The following is a 15,254-nucleotide window of genomic DNA, read 5'->3' on the forward strand; positions in this document are numbered from 1 at the left end:
ACTCGCCTGCGCCCTTTAACCGGGCTTTTAGCGGCCCGCGCCGGTATTGCAAGCGCCGAGATCGGGAATCCGCCGGCTAAACTCAAGAAAGCTCCGCGCCATCACCGGCAGGCAACATTTCAGCCCGCCTTGCCGCCAAGCCAGGCCGCGAATTGGTCGATGGTCTGGTCGGCAATCGCCTGCATGGTGGCCGGCGAGACCGTCTTCCAGCTGTCGCCGCCCCCGCCGGCGCCGGATTTGACCGACGGCGCTTTCTGCTGGCCGTTGATGCGGTGCAGGCGGTTGCCTGAGGGGTCATAGACGTCCCAGACATAGATGACGGTGGTGTCCGTGCCTTCCGACATGGTCGAGAAATAGCCCTTCAGCACATGGGTCGCGGTCTGGTCGGCGCTGCCGGCGAGCGTGATGCCGCGCTGCCTGGCGCGCGTCTGCAGCTCCGCCGTCAGCGGCGTCGCGGCCTCGACCGAAGCGCCGACGATCGGCGCGATCTGCAAGCGGGTCTTCGACAGTATCGCAGCGCTTTGGGCCGATGTGACCGGGGTGGTGGTGGTTGCAGGCGCGCCCGCGATGGTGCCGGCCGGCGCCGGAACCGTGGCCGCCGTGTTGCCTGGCGTGGCGGGCAGCGTCTGGCTCGACGTTGCCGGCGGCGTGATGGCCGACGGTTCGAGAACGTCCTTTGCGTTGGTGCAGGCGGCAAGAGCCAATGCCACAAGCAATGACACGGTCGTCACATGCGATCGTCTCATTTGCCTTCTAACTCCTTGGCGAAGAACGCCTCCCATTATGGATTCACTGTACGATCAAGTCGAGATCATGGCGGGACAGCGGCTTGGGCTGGGATTCGGTGGTCAGGTAGGTGCGGCCAAGCGTCATCGCCGTCTCGGTGTCGGAATCCATGATGATCATGTGGGCGAACAGCGTCATGTTCGGCGCGATCGGTTCCGGGTTGCCCTGGTAGAACATCGGCATGTCCATCCAAGACGGTGTGAAGCGGGCGCCGACCGAGTAGCCGCAGGCGTTCAGCCGGTGCTTGGTCAGGCCGTGCGCCTCCATGGTGCGGGCGTGCGCATCGAACACGTCGCCGAAGCTGTTGCCCGGCATCATCGCCTTCTCGACGGCCAGAAGGGCGGCGCGGGCGGCGTCGAACAGCTCTTGATGGCGCTTCGACACCTTGCCGGTCAGCACCGTGCGCATCATCGGCGCATGGTAGTGGTTGAAGACGCCGGCCCATTCAAGCGTCAGCTGGTCGTTCTTGGTGAGCTTGCGGCGGCCGGCCTTGTAGCGGCACAGCAGCGCATCGATACCGGAGCCGATGATGAACTCGTTGGCCGGATAGTCGCCGCCGCCGGCAAAGACCGCACCTTGCATGGCGGCGAGGATCAGGGCTTCGTCGCCGCCCTGCTTGATCAGCGGCAAGGCCGCGTCGAGCGCATCGTCGGAGAGATTGGCGGCCTTCTCGGCCTTGGCGATTTCGGCCGGGCTCTTGAACAGCCGCAGCCGGCCGACAATGCCGGACGCATCGGCGATCTGGCCGAAGGTCTGCAACTGTTCGTCGAGCCGGCGGCCATTGAAGGCGGTCAGGCCGTGGGTGTCGTATTCGACGCCGATGCGGGCGCCGAGCAGGTCGAGCTCGTTGAGCAGATTGCGCAGGTCGACCGCCGGATTGGCGCCGTTGCGGTCGGTCCACAGAACGATGTTGTCGATGATCGAGGTCTGGCGCGCCTGGCGCAGATCGGCCGAGCGGGTGAGCAACACCATCGAACCGTCGGCCTTCACCACCAGGCACTGGAAGAAGCAGAAGCCGAACGTGTCGTAGCCGGTCAGCCAGTACATGCTTTCCTGCGCGAACAGCAGGATGGCATCGAGCTTCTTCTCGGCCATCTCGATCATCAGCCGGTCGCGCCGCGCGTCAAATTCCGATCGTTCAAAATGCAGCGCCATTATTCCCTCTCCAAAACGATTGCCGAAACCTGCCGGCCGTAATCGGGTTCCTTGCGGTGCGTGGTGCGCCGGTAGGAGTAAAACAGATCTTCCTCGGCATAGGTGCAGCGGCCGAGGCCCTCGGCCGTCACGCCGGCCTTGGCCAGCCGGTCGACCGTGTAGCGGTTGAGGTCGAACGTGGCATGGCCGGCTTTGGCGGAGGGCGCGAAATAGCCGATGTTTTCGGCGTCGGCCTCGACGAAGCGGGCGACGAATTCCGGCCCGACCTCATAGTTATCAGGGCCGATCGAGGGGCCGAGCACGGCGACGATGTTTTCGCGCCGGGCGCCGAGGCTTTCCATGGCGAGGATGGTGTTCTCGAGCACACCGGTGAAAGCGCCTTTCCAGCCGGCATGCGCGGCGCCGATGATGCGCGCCTCAGCATCCGCGAACAGCACCGGACCGCAATCGGCAGTCGAGGCGCCGATGGCGATGCCTGGCCGATCGGTGACGATGGCGTCTGCCTTGGGCCGTTCGCCGGCAAAGGGTTCGCTAGCGATGATGACGTCGGGCGAATGGATCTGCCAGGCAGTCAACAGATGGCTTGCGGGCACGCCCATCCAGGCGGCGACGCGGGCGCGGTTCTCGGCCACCAGCGCCTGGTCGTCGTCCGATCCGGTGCCGATGTTGAGGCCCTGATAGATGCCGCTGGAGACACCGCCGATGCGGGTGAAATAGCCGTGGCGGATGCCTTGTGCCTGCGCTTTGTCCAGCAGCGGCGACCGAACGGGATCCGGTTTGGTCTGATTCAACATGCGGGCGTTGTTGTCCGTGTGGGCGGTTTCGTCAAGAAAAAGTCCGGGTGCAAAATGCAGCGGCGGGTGGCACCGTGCTCTTGCCGGACGGGAGATTGGGAGGGCCGGCAGTGAAAAGTCAATCCGCTGTGGCAAACGGCCGAACGGCCACGCCGCGCGGCAGCATGGCAAGCACCTTGAAAAGATCGCCCATGGCTTGCGGCCCGGCAAGGCGTTCGACGGCCTCAGTGATCTTGTCGCGAGCCGCCTGGTCGGCACCAGCGCCGAGCCGGCCGGCGCGTTCGAGAATGCCCATGCCGAGCAGAAAGTCGCCCTGCGTCGACAGATGGGCGTCGAGGCCATGCGCACGCACGATTGCGGCAAGGGCGGCGAAATCGACATGGGTGGTCAGGTCGGCCTCGCCGGGATTGGCCAGCACATCTTCGTGATTGTGGCTGCGCAAAGCCTGCAGCGTGTCGCCGATACCCGGCTGGAGATGCCCATAATCGAGGAACAGGCCGGCGCCGCCATGCCTGGATATGCGCTCGGCGATGGCGGCCATGAGTGCGGTGCGGGCAGGTGCCACTTCGACGATAGCGCCTTGCGGGGCGTCCGCGGCTTCGGCGGGTAACAGTGTCGGGTCAACCGAGCCGGCGCCGGCGAAGAAGCGCAGCTCGTTGGTGTCATCGAGGCCAACCATACGCTCGCGCCAGCCTGCGCCGGCGCGGATGAACTGGCGGACGGGCACGGCGTCGAACAATTCGTTGCCGATGATGAACAGCGGTTGTTGCGCCAAGGTCTCGATGGTTTCGTGCCAACGAACCGCGAAAGGTGTGACGCCAAGCGTCTGTTGCTGCACCTCTGTCAGGCGCGGGCTGGTCTCGATCATGGCGAAGGTGGCGCCGTTGGTCAGATCAGGATCAAGCCGCGACAGCGTGCGCAGCATGTCCTTCATCAGCGTGCCGCGACCGGGGCCGATCTCGGCGATGGTAACCGGCAGCGGCCGGCCGCTCGCTGCCCAAGCCTGGTAGAGCCACACGGCGACCAGTTCGCCGAACATCTGGCTGATCTCGGGCGCGGTGATGAAGTCGCCGGCCGCACCAAAGGGCTCGCGCGTCGTGTAGTAGCCGTCCTGCGGGTCGAACAGGCACAGCGCCATGTATTCGTTGACGGGAAGCGCCCCCAGTGCCTCGATCAGGTCGACGATGCGGGTTTTCAGCCGTGTCATGCCGGCTGTGGCTGTGCCACCGGCTTGGCGGTCAGCATCGCCCAGATACCGGCCAGCACCATCGGCGACGACAGGATCATGCCCATGGTCAGCCAGTTGGTGCCGAGAAGATAGCCGAGCTGCTGGTCGGGCTCGCGGAAGAACTCGACGAAGATGCGCGACAGGCCATAGCCGCAGATGAAGGCGCCGCCGACGAAGCGCGGCGTCTTCAGCTTGAGGCGCGAATGGGTGAGGAAGCGCAGCACGAGGAACAGCACGACGCCCTCGAGCAGCGCCTCGTAGAGCTGGCTCGGATGACGGGCAAACGGCCCGCCATTGGGGAATTCGAACGCCCAGGGCACGTCGGTTGGCCGGCCCCACAGCTCGGAATTGATGAAATTGGCGACGCGCACCAGGCCAAGGCCGACCGGCACGCCGGCCGCCACGACGTCAAACAGCGACCAGGTGCGGATGCCGCGCTTGATGGAGAACAGCGTCATGGCCAGGATGACGCCGAGCAGGCCGCCATGGAACGACATGCCGCCTTGCCAGACCGCGAAGATGTCGCGCGGGTGCGCGATGTAGCGCGGCAGGTCGTAAAACAGCACATAGCCGGTGCGGCCGCCCAGCACGACGCCGATGGCCGCCCAGACGATGAAATCGTCGAGGTCCTCCGGCTTCATCGGCAGGACGCCGTTCGGCCACAGCCTGGCATTGGCGGCAAGCCGCTTGGCATACCACCAGGCGAACAGGATGCCGACGATGTAGCCGACACCATACCAGTGCACGGCCAGCGGCCCGATCTGGATGAGGATCGGGTTGATGTTGGGGAAGGGCAATGAGGCCAGCGGCAGCAGGAAATATTCGTTCAACGGGGAACTCTCGGTTGCGATCGCGTTTGGGCGCGGACCATGCGGCAGGGTTTTGGCAGGGTCAAGGCAAGGTGGAACGCTCCCGACTTGATGCCGCAGCAGGCTTCAACGTTCTTGCATTCCGCGCGCAGCGCCACTACGTCATCTGAGCAAGCGCGAGGATTTGCCATGTCGACCGGACCGAACCGCATTCTCGATGAATTCGCCAAGCTGATGACCGATGCCGCCGGCGCCGCCCAGGGCGTGCGCCGTGAGGTGGAGACCGCCTTCAAGGGGCAGGCCGAACGCATTCTCAACACCATGGACGTGGTGCAGCGCGAAGAGTTCGAAGCGGCACGCGAGATGGCCGCCAAGGCCCGGGAAGAAAACACCCGCCTTGCCGAGCGTATCGAGGCGCTCGAGGCGAAGCTTGCGGAATTGACCGGGCAGGCCGCACCGGCGGCGGCGGCCAAGCCCCGCGCAAAAAAATAATCGTTAAACTTTTCCACATAGCCCGATCCTGAAAAGCGCTTTGCCGTGAATCGCTTAACGGCATTGCATGAATCTTTGTGACAGCGGCTTTCCACATGCGAATGACGCAGTGCGAAAAATTGGGCTGTTCACGCGACTCCCGATCAATAGACTGAATTTGTTGCATGATTCGGAGCAGGGTCATGCGGCCGGGCGGTGGGGTCCGGTCTGGGGTCTTTGTGTCGAGAAGTCCTGGCCGTCCGAGTTCTAGACAAGATTGTTCGTTGTGTGTGCCCTCCCGCGGAGCGTGTGGCGGCGCTCGTACAGAACGACAGGAAGCATTCCATGGAACTTCTCGAACTCGAATTCTCCCGCGAAATCCATCCGGTGGATGTTATCGAGCAGGTGGCCCACAACAACGACTGGTCCTTTGAGCGGGCCGGCGACGACGAGATTTCGATCTCGGTTGCCGGAAGCTGGACCGACTATCACGTCTCCTTCTCGTGGATGGAGGATTTCGAGGCCCTGCACTTGGCCTGTGCCTTCGACATCAAGGTGCCGGAGACCCGCGCGCTGGAAGTGATGCGGCTCTTGTCGCTGATTAACGAGCAGATGCTGTTCGGTCATTTCGACCTCTGGGAGCAGGAGGGCGCGATCATGTTCCGCCAGTCGCTGCTTCTGGCCGGCGGGGTCGAGCCGTCGAGCCAGCAGGTTGAAGTCTTGCTGTCGTCGGCGCTGGAAGCCTGTGAATGCTATTTCCAGGCCTTCCAATTCGTCGTCTGGTCGGGAACCTCGGCCAAGGACGCACTGGCCGGCGTGCTGTTCGAGACCTACGGCAACGCCTGAGCCAAAGACCAAGATGAGTTCGAGCAGCGAGCGCAAGCCCGAGATCAGTTTTGCCGATTTCGATCGTGTCGACATCCGCGCCGGCACGATCGTCGAAGCTGAACCGTTTCCGCAGGCGCGCAAGCCCGCATTCAAGCTGAAGATCGATTTTGGCGCCGACATTGGCATCAAGAAATCGTCGGCGCAGATCACCAAATACTATGCGCCTGAAACGCTGATCGGCCGGCAAGTGTTCGCGGTGGTCAATTTCCCACCGCGCCAGATCGGCCCGTTCATGTCGGAAGTGCTGACGCTCGGCTTTCCCGACGAGGAGGGCGCCGTGGTGCTCGGCGCCATCGAGCGCAAGGTGCCGGACGGCGGCAGATTGTTTTAGGCCGCCAGCTTCCGCGTCGTTCCCAACGCCTCCTCGACCGTGTCGAGGAACATCTCCGCACAAGCCTTCCAGCTGTAGCGCATGGCGCGCTCTCGTGCCTGCGCGCGGTCGACATTGAGCGCGGCGAGTGAGGCCTCGCGCAGGTCGTTGGAGACCGCGCCGCCAAAGCCGTCGCCGACGATATCGATCGGTCCGGTCACCGGATAGGCGGCGACCGGCGTGCCGCTGGCCAGCGCCTCGATGATGACGTTGCCGAACGTGTCGGTGCGGCTCGGGAAGACGAAGACGTCGGCCGAGGCATAGATCTCGGCCAGTTCGTCATTGGGGCGATGGCCGAGGAAATGCGCCTGCGGGTACTTGGCCTTCAGCCTCGCAAGCTCGGGGCCTTCGCCGACGACCACCTTGCTGCCCGGCAGGTCGAGGTCGAGGAAGGCGGAGAGGTTCTTTTCGATGGCGACGCGGCCGACGCAGAGGAAGACCGGGCCGGGGAAGCCGAGGTCCTTCTTCTTGTCCGGGCGGAAATGGTCGGTGTCGACACCGCGCGTCCATGGCCGCAGCTTGGTGAAGCCGCGCGCCGAAAGGTCGTCGGCAAGCGACTGGGTGGCGACCAGCGTGCCCTGGCCGGAATTGTGGAAATCGCGCAGCCAGCGATAGGCCCAGCTTTCCGGCACGGGCAGGCGGGCGCTGAGATATTCGGGAAAGCGCGTGTGATAGCTGGTGGTGAACGGCCGGCCGGCATTGCGGCAATAGCGCCGCGCCATGATGCCGAGCGGACCCTCGGTGACGATGTGGATGTGGTCCGCCTTGCCGGCTTCGATCAGGCGCGCGACATGGCCGGGCGTGGTCAGCGCCAGCCTTATGTCGGGATAGGTCGGCAAGGGCAGGGTGCGAAAAATGTTGGGCGTCAGGAAATCCACCGCGACATCGAAGGATTTCAGCGTTTCGGTGAGCCGCTCCAGCGTGTGGACGACGCCGTTGACCTGCGGGCGCCAGGCGTCGGTGACCATCAGTATGCGCATGGCGGCCCTTTGCAGGAAAGGTCGACGGTTGCCTTGAGACGATGCCGGAACGGCGACCAGCCTGCTGCTCTCGCTTCGCTCCAGCGCACCCGGGCGGGCACGGGGTCGAAGTGAGGCGGCAAGGCCGAATCAATTGAGGTCGCGCGCTTCATGCGCGCTCTTGATCATGGTTTCATGACGGGCGGATGAAGCCCGTCCTCCGTCGACTAGGCTGGGACTTTGATGATAGCGCGAAGTCCGCCGAGCGGGCTGTCTTCAAGGGTGATGTCGCCGCCATGGCTGCGGGCGATGTCGCGGGCGATCGACAGGCCAAGGCCGGTGCCGCTGGCGTCGAGGTTGCGCGCCTCGTCGAGCCGCACGAAGGGCTTGAACACGTCTTCGCGTCTGTCGGGCGGAATGCCCGGACCATCGTCGTCGATGGTGACCAGAAGCGAGCCGCGGCCATGGGTGGCGTTGACCTCCACCGTCTTGGCATAGCGGAAGGCGTTGCCGATGACGTTGGACATCAGCCGGGCAAAGGCGTTCGGCCGCACATGCACATCGGGGTCGCCGGCAAGCGTCGTCGACAGCTTGCGCTTGCGCAGCCTGGCCTCCTCGTCGAGCTTCTGGAAATAGGCTTCGAGATCGAACCGTCCGGCGTCTTCCGAAGCCTCGCCGCGGGCAAAGGCGAGATAGCCTTCGAGCATCGACTGCATGTCGTCGATGTCCTGGTCGAGCGCCGCCTTGGTCTCGGCCTTGCCGCCGGAAAGCGCAAGCTGCAGCTTGAAGCGGGTGAGGATGGTTCGCAGGTCATGGCTGACGCCGGTCAGCATGGCGGTGCGTTGCTCGATCTGGCGCTCTATGCGCTCGCGCATCTGCATGAAGGCAAAGCCGGCGCGGCGGACCTCCTCGGCGCCGCGCGGCCGGAAATCGCGCGGCATCGGCCGGCCCTTGCCGAAGCTTTCGGCGGCTTCGGCAAGCGTCAGGATCGGCCGGATCTGGTTGCGCAGGAAGGGAATGGCGATCATCAGGAGCACCAGCGAGGTGCCGACCATCCAGATCAGGAAGATGTGGGTGTTCGAGGCATAGGCCTGGCTGCGGCGCACGAAGACGCGCAGCACCTTGTTCTCAAGCTGGACGCGCACCTCGACGATGTTGGAATTGCCGACGGTGTCGATCCAGAACGGGCGGTTGATCTGGCGGGTGATCTCGGATGACAGAACATCATCCAAAATCGAGAAGAAGGGCTTTGGGCCGGGCGCGGGCAGCGGGTCGGGCGGCAAGAGGTCGACCTTCAGCTGCATGCGGTCCTGGGCGATGCGGATGATGTTGGTGTAGTCGGCGTCGCGCGGATAGGTTTCGATCAGGTCGATGATGGCGGCGATGTCGCGCACGGTGGCCTGCGACAGGCGCTGCGTCACGGTTGCCCAATGTCGCTCCATGAAGACAAAGGCGACGACCGATTGCAGCAGGATCATCGGCGCGATGACGATGATCAGCGAGCGGGCATAGAGCCGCTTGGGCATGTAGAGCGAGACGAGACGCCAGAAGCGGTTCCAGGCGCGCGGCACCGCCTTCAGCGTCCGCGTGGCGCGTGCGCTCAAGCCGCCATTGCCCGGCTGTTCCAGTTCCGTGGTTGCCATTCGCTCTTTTCGCTTGCCCGCAGCCGTTCAGCCGGCCGCAGGCGGCATTCTATTCCACGCTGAGCCGATACCCAATACCGCGTACGGTCTGCAGCCAGACCGGATTGGACGGATCGCGCTCGATCTTGCGGCGCAGCCGGTTGATCTGGACGTCGATGGTGCGCTCGCCGACTTCCGAATCGTCGCCGACAAGCTCGTGGCGGGGTATCGTCTCGCCTGCCCGCGCGGCGAAGATCGCCAGGATCTCCTGCTCGCGGTCGGTCAGCTTCAGCGCCTCGCCGCCACGCTTCAATTCGCGCCTGGCGATCTGGAAGGTGTAGGGGCCGAAGACCAGCTGCTCGACCTTGGGCGTGGTCGCCGGGCCACCACGGCGCAGGATGTTGTTGATGCGCAGGATCAGCTCGCGCGGATCGAACGGTTTCGGCAGGTAGTCATCGGCGCCGGCCTCCAGCCCTGAGATGCGGCTGTCGGTCTCCGACAGCGCCGTCAGCATCAGGATCGGTACGTTCTTTTCGGCCCGCAGCGACTTGGTCAGGTCGACGCCCGTCTCGCCGGGCATCATGACGTCCAGCACCAGAAGGTCGAAGTCGAGACCGGCAAGCTTGCGCCTGGCTTCGCCGGCATTGCCGGCGACGGTCACGCGAAAGCCGTTTTCGGTCAGATACTGCTTGAGAAGATTGCGGATGCGGGTGTCGTCGTCGACCACAAGCAGATGTGGCGCGTCGTCGTCCGGTGCGGCCGCGTGATCGACCCGTTCAGTGCTCTCCATGGCTTTTCCCTGACATCTTTGCGGACCCAACGTCGATCTGCGCCCTCAGTTCCGGATTGACCATCGCTTCGAGGAACCGTTCCACCAAAGTCCGTTCGGTTATTCCGGAATCTCCCAATGCAGCATGGATGCGGCGCGACTGTGGCCGCGCCAGCGCCAGCGCCAGCGCACGGCCCTTGGCCGTCGGATAAAGCTCGCGCTGGCGGCGGTCGCGCGGACCTTGCAACTGCACGACATGGTCGGTGTCGATCAATTGCTTGAGCACGCGGGCCAGGCTCTGCTTGGTGATCTTCAGCACGTCGAGCAGTTCGGCAACCGTCAGGCCGGGCCTGCGGTTGACGAAATGCAGCACCCGGTGGTGGGCACGGCCGAAGCCGTAGTCAGCCAGGATCTGATCCGGATCGGAGGTGAAGTCACGATAGGCGAAGAACAGCAGCTCGATGATGGCGAAGTCGATGCCGTCCTCGTCTGATATCGCGGTCCTGATCGGTTTTCCGGCTGCGTGGCTTCGATCCGTCATCATTTCTCCGTGGGAAAGAGAAGATTATGTCAGTACTATTGACGTAATTTCCCTGCAATGGTAATTTTTGACAAGCTTTTGGGCGGATTGCGAACGAAAAGGCAAGGGAAGGCGGTTTTTCCGGAACTTCCTGAGTTTGCCAGAGCGCAATTATCCGCCTACGCTCCAGCATAAAAGCCGCTTTGGGCGGCCGACACGAAACACCAACGATACAACACTATGCGGGCTGCCGCCCGCGGGAGGTTACCATGGCATCCGTTCCCTTCGATCAACTGGATGGCTTCATCTGGATGAACGGCGAATTCGTCCAATGGGGCGACGCCAAGATCCATGTGCTGACCCATGGCCTGCATTACGCCAGCGCCGTCTTCGAGGGCGAGCGCGCCTATGGCGGCGAGATCTTCAAGCTCAACGAACACACCGAGCGCCTGCATGAATCGGCGCGCCTGCTCGGCTTCAAGATTCCCTATTCGGTGGCCGAGCTCAACGACGCCTCCACCACGCTTCTGAAGAAGCAGGGTTTCCAAGACGCCTATGTCCGGCCGATCGCCTGGCGCGGCAGCGAACAGATGGGCGTTTCGGCGCAGAACAACCGCATCAACTGCGCCATCGCCATCTGGCAATGGCCGAGCTATTTCGATCCTGCGCAGAAGCTGAAAGGCATCCGTCTCGATGTGGCGGAATGGCGCCGGCCCGACCCGCGCACCGCGCCTTCCAAGTCGAAGGCCGCAGGCCTCTACATGATCTGCACCATGTCCAAGCATGCCGCCGAGGCCAAGGGCTATGCCGACGCCATGATGCTCGACTGGCGTGGCCAGGTCGCCGAAGCGACCGGCGCCAACATCTTCTTCGTCAAGGACGGCAAGATCCACACGCCCAAGCCCGATTGCTTCCTCGACGGCATCACCCGCCGCACGGTCATTGGGCTTGCCAAGGATCGCGGCCTGGAGGTGATCGAACGCGCCATCCTGCCGGAAGAACTCGAAGGCTTCGAGCAATGCTTCCTGACCGGGACAGCAGCGGAAGTAACGCCGGTTTCGGAGATCGGACCTTACCGATTCGAGGTCGGCGAAATCGCCAAGAACCTTATGAATGACTATTCTGCCGCCGTTCAACCCAAGCACGCGATCGCCGCAGAATAACGAAAGTCACAGCTTTTCGAGCAAGCAGGGGCGGTTTTCGGGCCGCCCCTTTTATTTCAGCGTTTCTGCATTTGACTTTCGTCCAATTCGGCGTCTCATGATGGTGTCGGCCCGGGAGGCTGGCAGCTATGGAGGGACTAATCATATGGACATGAACACGCTTCTTCCGATCATCATACAGGTGATTACTGGCGTCATCGGTGGTCAGGCGATCGGTGCGGCGCTCAAGACGGCGGCGATGGGTCAGCTTCCCAAAATCCTGGGCGGAGCCATTGGCGGCGTCGGCGGTGCGGCGATCCTCGGCAGCCTGCTGGGCGGCGGCGCGGTCGATCCGGCGGCTGCGGCAGCAGCAACGAGCGGTCTCGGCAGCGCGCTGAACCTCAACAACATCGTCGGCGGCGCCGGCGGCGGCGCGATCCTGACCGGCATTCTCGGCGCGGTCATGGGCGCCATGAAGAAGTAAGCGGCCATTCGGTCTTTTCAAATGGGCGGCTTTGGCCGCCCATTTCCGTTTCAGGGCTACTGACTGTTCGTCTTTCGAGGGGTGGACGCCCTTCACCCGCGTCTCTACATCACGGCTGAGATAGCGAAAGGACGATCATGGGTCAGCTCAATGCCGGCATCGTGCCGGTCACACCGTTTCAGCAGAATTGCACCATCCTGTTCGACATGGACGACAAGCACGGTGTCGTCGTCGATCCGGGCGGCGACATCGACAAGGTGCTGGCGGCGCTGAAGGACAATGCGATATCAGCCGGGGCGATCTGGATAACGCATGGCCATATCGACCATGCCGGCGGCGCCATGGAGCTGAAGGAGGCGCTCGGCGTCGAGATCATCGGCCCGCATGAGGCGGACAAATCGCTGCTCGACAATCTGGAAAACCAGGGCAGGCGTTACGGCATCGCCGGCGCGCGCAACTGCGTGCCCGACCGGTTCCTGACCGAAGGCGAGACCGTGTCGTTCGGCGGCCATGTGTTCGAGGTGTTGCATTGCCCCGGCCATGCGCCCGGCCACGTCGTCTACTACAACCGCGCGGCCAAGTTCGCCCATGTCGGCGACGTGCTGTTTCGCGGCTCGGTCGGCCGCACCGACCTGCCGGGCGGCGACCATGCGGCGCTGATCGCCTCGATCAAGGACAAGCTGCTGCCGCTCGGCGACGACATCGGCTTCATCTGCGGCCACGGTCCCGGCGGACGTTTTGGCGAGGAGCGGCGGACCAATCCGTTCCTGGTGTAGGCTGTGCTGATGTTCAGCCGGCCTGCGAATATCGGGCGGCTTCAAAGGCGATCCTGAAAACAAAAAAAACGCTGGCCTTGCGGTCAGCGCTTTTGTTTGGGGCAGGGAAGCCCTTGGTCTTAGTTGGCAGTGCAGAAATGCTGTTCGCCGTCATTGCCGGTGAACGTGCCGGTGCGGGAATTGAAGCTGCGGTAGCGGTCCGAGCAGTATTCGTACCAGTCACGCGTCCACGGCTCGGCATAACGATCGGCGTAGACAACCCTCGGCTCCGCATAGTAGCGGCGGACCGGGGCCGGGCGCACCACGACGTCACGATCGTAGTAACCGTCATCGTAGTAGCGGTCAGCGTAGGGCGGCGGCCGGTCATTGGCCAACGCACCACCGATCAGCGCGCCGGCCGCGAGGCCGAGGACGCCGGCGGCGATCGCATCGCCATTGCCGTGATGGCCGTGACGGCGCCAGTCGCGCGCATTGGCCGCGGGCAAGGTCGCGAGCGTGGTGGCGGCCACGGCAGCGGCCAGGACGGCGGTCTTGAAAATTCGGTTCATGTCGGTCTCCTTCGTGCCGGCCCGTGCAGTTTCGGGGATGCGGTCCGGCTTTACCAAAGACTAATATGCGACCGTGGCTGAACGGGGGCTGAACGGATTTCGACGTGTTTATTCAAAACAGACGTCAAAAATCACACGCTCTCAAGGGGCGAAACGGCCCGCCGCAGCCGGTCTGAAGCCGGCTCAGCCGACCGACAGGTTGACGGCTTTCGGACCCTTGCCACGCTTGTCCGGCTCGGTGTCGAATGACACTTTCTGGCCATCCTCGAGACCGGGAAGACCTGACGCCTGCACGGCCGAAATATGGACGAAAACATCCTTCGCGCCATCATCGGGCGTGATGAAGCCGAAGCCCTTGGCATGGTTGAAGAATTTGACGGTGCCGGTCTGCGGCATGGGAAGCTCCTTTGTCCCATAAACTCCAGTCTCGGGCCGGCAAATGCCCGAGTGGAAATTTGTCCTTTATTTTAGCGTCATCGGCAAGAGAAAGTTTTGCGGGCACCTGAAGCGCGTTGCGACTCGCTTTAAGTCCTTGTTTTCATGCATATCGTTCGCCCAAAACGGGGACCACTTTCGGGCGACATGCATTGGTCTGCTTTTTCGGTACGAAAAAGGCGCGACGAAGATCGCCGCGCCTTTCAAAAATTCAGATCCCTCTCCAAGCCAGGTTCAGGCATTGGAGCCTCCGTCGCGCGTCCGAGAGACGTGCGGCGTGCCGATGGCTCAGGCAGCGCGGAGGTTGACGGCCTTGGGGCCCTTGCCCATGCGGTCCGGCTCGACGTCGAAGGTGACCTTCTGGCCGTCGACGAGCGTGCGCAGGCCCGAAGCCTCGATCGCGGAAATATGGACGAACACGTCCTTGGCGCCACCATCGGGCGTGATGAAACCGAAGCCTTTGGTCGCGTTGAAGAATTTAACGGTGCCGGTCTGGGCCATTGGGGAAACTCCTTCACCCGTTCAGTCTTTGGTGGTCCTGCCCGCCGCCTGGCGCAAAGGGCAGTTCCCGGTGGTTGCTTCGGCAGTCATGCATTGGCGCATGGTCAAACCCCCCGCCGAAAACGGGGCCGTCAGAGATTCACAGTATCGGGGAAAGGTCGTCCAAAACGTTCCGCTCTCCGGGTCGCAAATGCCCGAACACGGAATTTATCGCACGGAAACGTGATGGTTGCAAGATAGCGCCGCGGGCCGCCGCATTGGCGCATCCCGACGCATGGATCGACTGACCTGAGCATCGATCGGCCCGGCATAGGCTTGCTTACCGGCCGGGTCATCGGCCAGAGCCGGGCCACGAATAGGCCAGATGTCGAGGTGGCCGAGGAGGCTGACGCCGACCATGGCCCCAGGCGCCGTTTCCGGCTGAAAAGGGCTGCAAACGGGGGTTGCAATTGGCAAGGGAATGGCGAGGATCGGCAATCGGGGACGCGATCGTGGGAGATCATCATGAAATTTCTGGCGGCAATCTTTTCGCGACAGGGTTTTGCCATCCTGTTGCTGTCGGCAATTCTTGCCGCCTGCACCGTCGTGGTCGATGAGGGACCAGGGCCGCGCCCGCGTCCGCCACGGCCCGAACCGCAATATTGCAGCAAGCAGTACGAGCCGGTCTGTGCCCGGCGCGGCGGCGACCGCCAGACCTTCGCCAATGCCTGCCTTGCCGACCGGGCCGGCTATCGCATCGTGCGCGACGGTCCGTGCCGCGACGGCGGCGGTGGCGGTGGCGGCGAAGAGCAGACGTTCTGCACACGCGAATATGCGCCGGTGTGCGCTCGTCGGCACGGCGAGATGCGTACCTTCCCCAATTCCTGCGAAGCCCGCGCCGCGGACTATCGCGTCGTTGACGACGGGCCGTGCTGAGAAGGCTGGGTTGCTTGCCTTCTCCCACACGAAGGTAGAAGGCAAGTGCCACCTGCAGACTTCATCAGACAGTGTTCTGTTT

Annotated in this window: 19 protein-coding genes; 7 read left to right on the forward strand and 12 right to left on the reverse strand. The window is 63.4% G+C overall.

Going from position 1 to position 15,254, the window contains the following annotated elements:
• Window positions 1–119: 119 nt before the first annotated feature.
• The 5 genes from FCU66_RS31485 to lgt form a co-directional block, all read right to left on the reverse strand.
• Complete coding sequence (locus FCU66_RS31485; protein ID WP_136615961.1) at window positions 120–746, reverse strand: hypothetical protein; 627 nt, start codon at window positions 744–746, stop codon at window positions 120–122.
• Between the two features lie 43 nt (window positions 747–789).
• Window positions 790–1,941 (reverse strand): M24 family metallopeptidase, encoded by a 1,152-nt coding sequence (locus FCU66_RS31490; RefSeq protein WP_136615962.1) that lies wholly within the window; start codon window positions 1,939–1,941, stop codon window positions 790–792.
• On the reverse strand, window positions 1,941–2,735 hold the full coding sequence (pgeF, locus tag FCU66_RS31495; RefSeq protein ID WP_136615963.1) for a peptidoglycan editing factor PgeF: 795 nt from the start codon (window positions 2,733–2,735) through the stop codon (window positions 1,941–1,943). Before pgeF ends, FCU66_RS31490 begins: the two co-directional genes overlap by 1 nt.
• A gap of 118 nt (window positions 2,736–2,853) precedes the next feature.
• Window positions 2,854–3,942 carry a class I SAM-dependent methyltransferase gene (locus tag FCU66_RS31500; protein WP_136615964.1) on the reverse strand — a complete coding sequence of 363 codons (1,089 nt, stop codon included), beginning with the start codon at window positions 3,940–3,942 and terminating at the stop codon, window positions 2,854–2,856.
• Complete coding sequence (gene lgt / locus FCU66_RS31505) at window positions 3,939–4,793, reverse strand: prolipoprotein diacylglyceryl transferase (protein WP_136615965.1); 855 nt, start codon at window positions 4,791–4,793, stop codon at window positions 3,939–3,941. Before lgt ends, FCU66_RS31500 begins: the two co-directional genes overlap by 4 nt.
• 168 nt (window positions 4,794–4,961) lie before the next feature.
• On the opposite strand from lgt, the gene FCU66_RS31510 reads away from it, so the two are divergent.
• The 3 genes from FCU66_RS31510 to FCU66_RS31520 all read left to right on the forward strand — a co-directional run bounded on the left by FCU66_RS31510 (window position 4,962) and on the right by FCU66_RS31520 (window position 6,462).
• Complete coding sequence (locus tag FCU66_RS31510) at window positions 4,962–5,264, forward strand: accessory factor UbiK family protein (RefSeq protein ID WP_095090869.1); 303 nt, start codon at window positions 4,962–4,964, stop codon at window positions 5,262–5,264.
• A 324-nt stretch (window positions 5,265–5,588) separates the two neighbouring features.
• A complete protein-coding gene (locus FCU66_RS31515; protein ID WP_013893499.1) occupies window positions 5,589–6,089 on the forward strand; it encodes a type III secretion system chaperone family protein in 501 nt (166 codons plus the stop codon).
• A 13-nt stretch (window positions 6,090–6,102) separates the two neighbouring features.
• Entirely contained in the window at window positions 6,103–6,462 is a 360-nt protein-coding gene (locus FCU66_RS31520; RefSeq protein ID WP_136615966.1) for a tRNA-binding protein, read from the forward strand.
• On the opposite strand, the gene FCU66_RS31525 is transcribed toward FCU66_RS31520, so the two are convergent.
• The 4 genes from FCU66_RS31525 to FCU66_RS31540 all read right to left on the reverse strand — a co-directional run bounded on the left by FCU66_RS31525 (window position 6,459) and on the right by FCU66_RS31540 (window position 10,392).
• Window positions 6,459–7,481, reverse strand: a complete 1,023-nt coding sequence (locus FCU66_RS31525; RefSeq protein WP_136615967.1) for a glycosyltransferase family 4 protein — start codon at window positions 7,479–7,481, stop codon at window positions 6,459–6,461. The two genes, FCU66_RS31520 and FCU66_RS31525, sit on opposite strands and share 4 nt — an antisense overlap.
• A gap of 206 nt (window positions 7,482–7,687) precedes the next feature.
• The gene (locus FCU66_RS31530; protein WP_136615968.1) at window positions 7,688–9,103 is read right to left on the reverse strand and encodes an ATP-binding protein; all 1,416 of its coding nucleotides are present in this window, start codon (window positions 9,101–9,103) and stop codon (window positions 7,688–7,690) included.
• A 49-nt stretch (window positions 9,104–9,152) separates the two neighbouring features.
• A complete protein-coding gene (locus tag FCU66_RS31535) occupies window positions 9,153–9,872 on the reverse strand; it encodes a response regulator (protein WP_013530014.1) in 720 nt (239 codons plus the stop codon).
• Window positions 9,859–10,392: a MarR family winged helix-turn-helix transcriptional regulator gene (locus FCU66_RS31540; RefSeq protein WP_136615969.1), complete on the reverse strand. Its 534-nt coding sequence runs from the start codon at window positions 10,390–10,392 to the stop codon at window positions 9,859–9,861. Before FCU66_RS31540 ends, FCU66_RS31535 begins: the two co-directional genes overlap by 14 nt.
• A 248-nt stretch (window positions 10,393–10,640) precedes the next feature.
• Here FCU66_RS31540 and FCU66_RS31545 point away from each other — a divergent pair, with 248 nt between their 5' ends.
• From FCU66_RS31545 to FCU66_RS31555, 3 genes are all read left to right on the forward strand, one after another.
• Window positions 10,641–11,534 carry a branched-chain amino acid aminotransferase gene (locus FCU66_RS31545; protein WP_109659803.1) on the forward strand — a complete coding sequence of 298 codons (894 nt, stop codon included), beginning with the start codon at window positions 10,641–10,643 and terminating at the stop codon, window positions 11,532–11,534.
• Window positions 11,535–11,679: 145 nt separating this feature from the next.
• Window positions 11,680–11,997, forward strand: coding sequence for a hypothetical protein (locus tag FCU66_RS31550; RefSeq protein WP_136616027.1), 318 nt, complete (start codon window positions 11,680–11,682; stop codon window positions 11,995–11,997).
• A 137-nt stretch (window positions 11,998–12,134) separates the two neighbouring features.
• Window positions 12,135–12,773: an MBL fold metallo-hydrolase gene (locus tag FCU66_RS31555; RefSeq protein WP_109659807.1), complete on the forward strand. Its 639-nt coding sequence runs from the start codon at window positions 12,135–12,137 to the stop codon at window positions 12,771–12,773.
• 119 nt (window positions 12,774–12,892) lie between these two features.
• Here the strand turns inward: FCU66_RS31555 and FCU66_RS31560 are convergent, their stop codons facing one another.
• From FCU66_RS31560 to FCU66_RS31575, 3 genes are all read right to left on the reverse strand, one after another.
• The gene (locus FCU66_RS31560) at window positions 12,893–13,321 is read right to left on the reverse strand and encodes a BA14K family protein (RefSeq protein WP_136615970.1); all 429 of its coding nucleotides are present in this window, start codon (window positions 13,319–13,321) and stop codon (window positions 12,893–12,895) included.
• A gap of 183 nt (window positions 13,322–13,504) precedes the next feature.
• Window positions 13,505–13,717 (reverse strand): cold-shock protein, encoded by a 213-nt coding sequence (locus tag FCU66_RS31565; RefSeq protein WP_013530020.1) that lies wholly within the window; start codon window positions 13,715–13,717, stop codon window positions 13,505–13,507.
• A gap of 327 nt (window positions 13,718–14,044) precedes the next feature.
• Window positions 14,045–14,257, reverse strand: a complete 213-nt coding sequence (locus FCU66_RS31575) for a cold-shock protein (protein WP_006202520.1) — start codon at window positions 14,255–14,257, stop codon at window positions 14,045–14,047.
• 504 nt (window positions 14,258–14,761) lie between these two features.
• Here FCU66_RS31575 and FCU66_RS31580 point away from each other — a divergent pair.
• Window positions 14,762–15,172: a Kazal-type serine protease inhibitor family protein gene (locus FCU66_RS31580; protein WP_136615972.1), complete on the forward strand. Its 411-nt coding sequence runs from the start codon at window positions 14,762–14,764 to the stop codon at window positions 15,170–15,172.
• Window positions 15,173–15,254: the final 82 nt, after the last annotated feature.

Source organism: Mesorhizobium norvegicum (assembly GCF_004919685.1).
Lineage (GTDB): Bacteria > Pseudomonadota > Alphaproteobacteria > Rhizobiales > Rhizobiaceae > Mesorhizobium > Mesorhizobium norvegicum.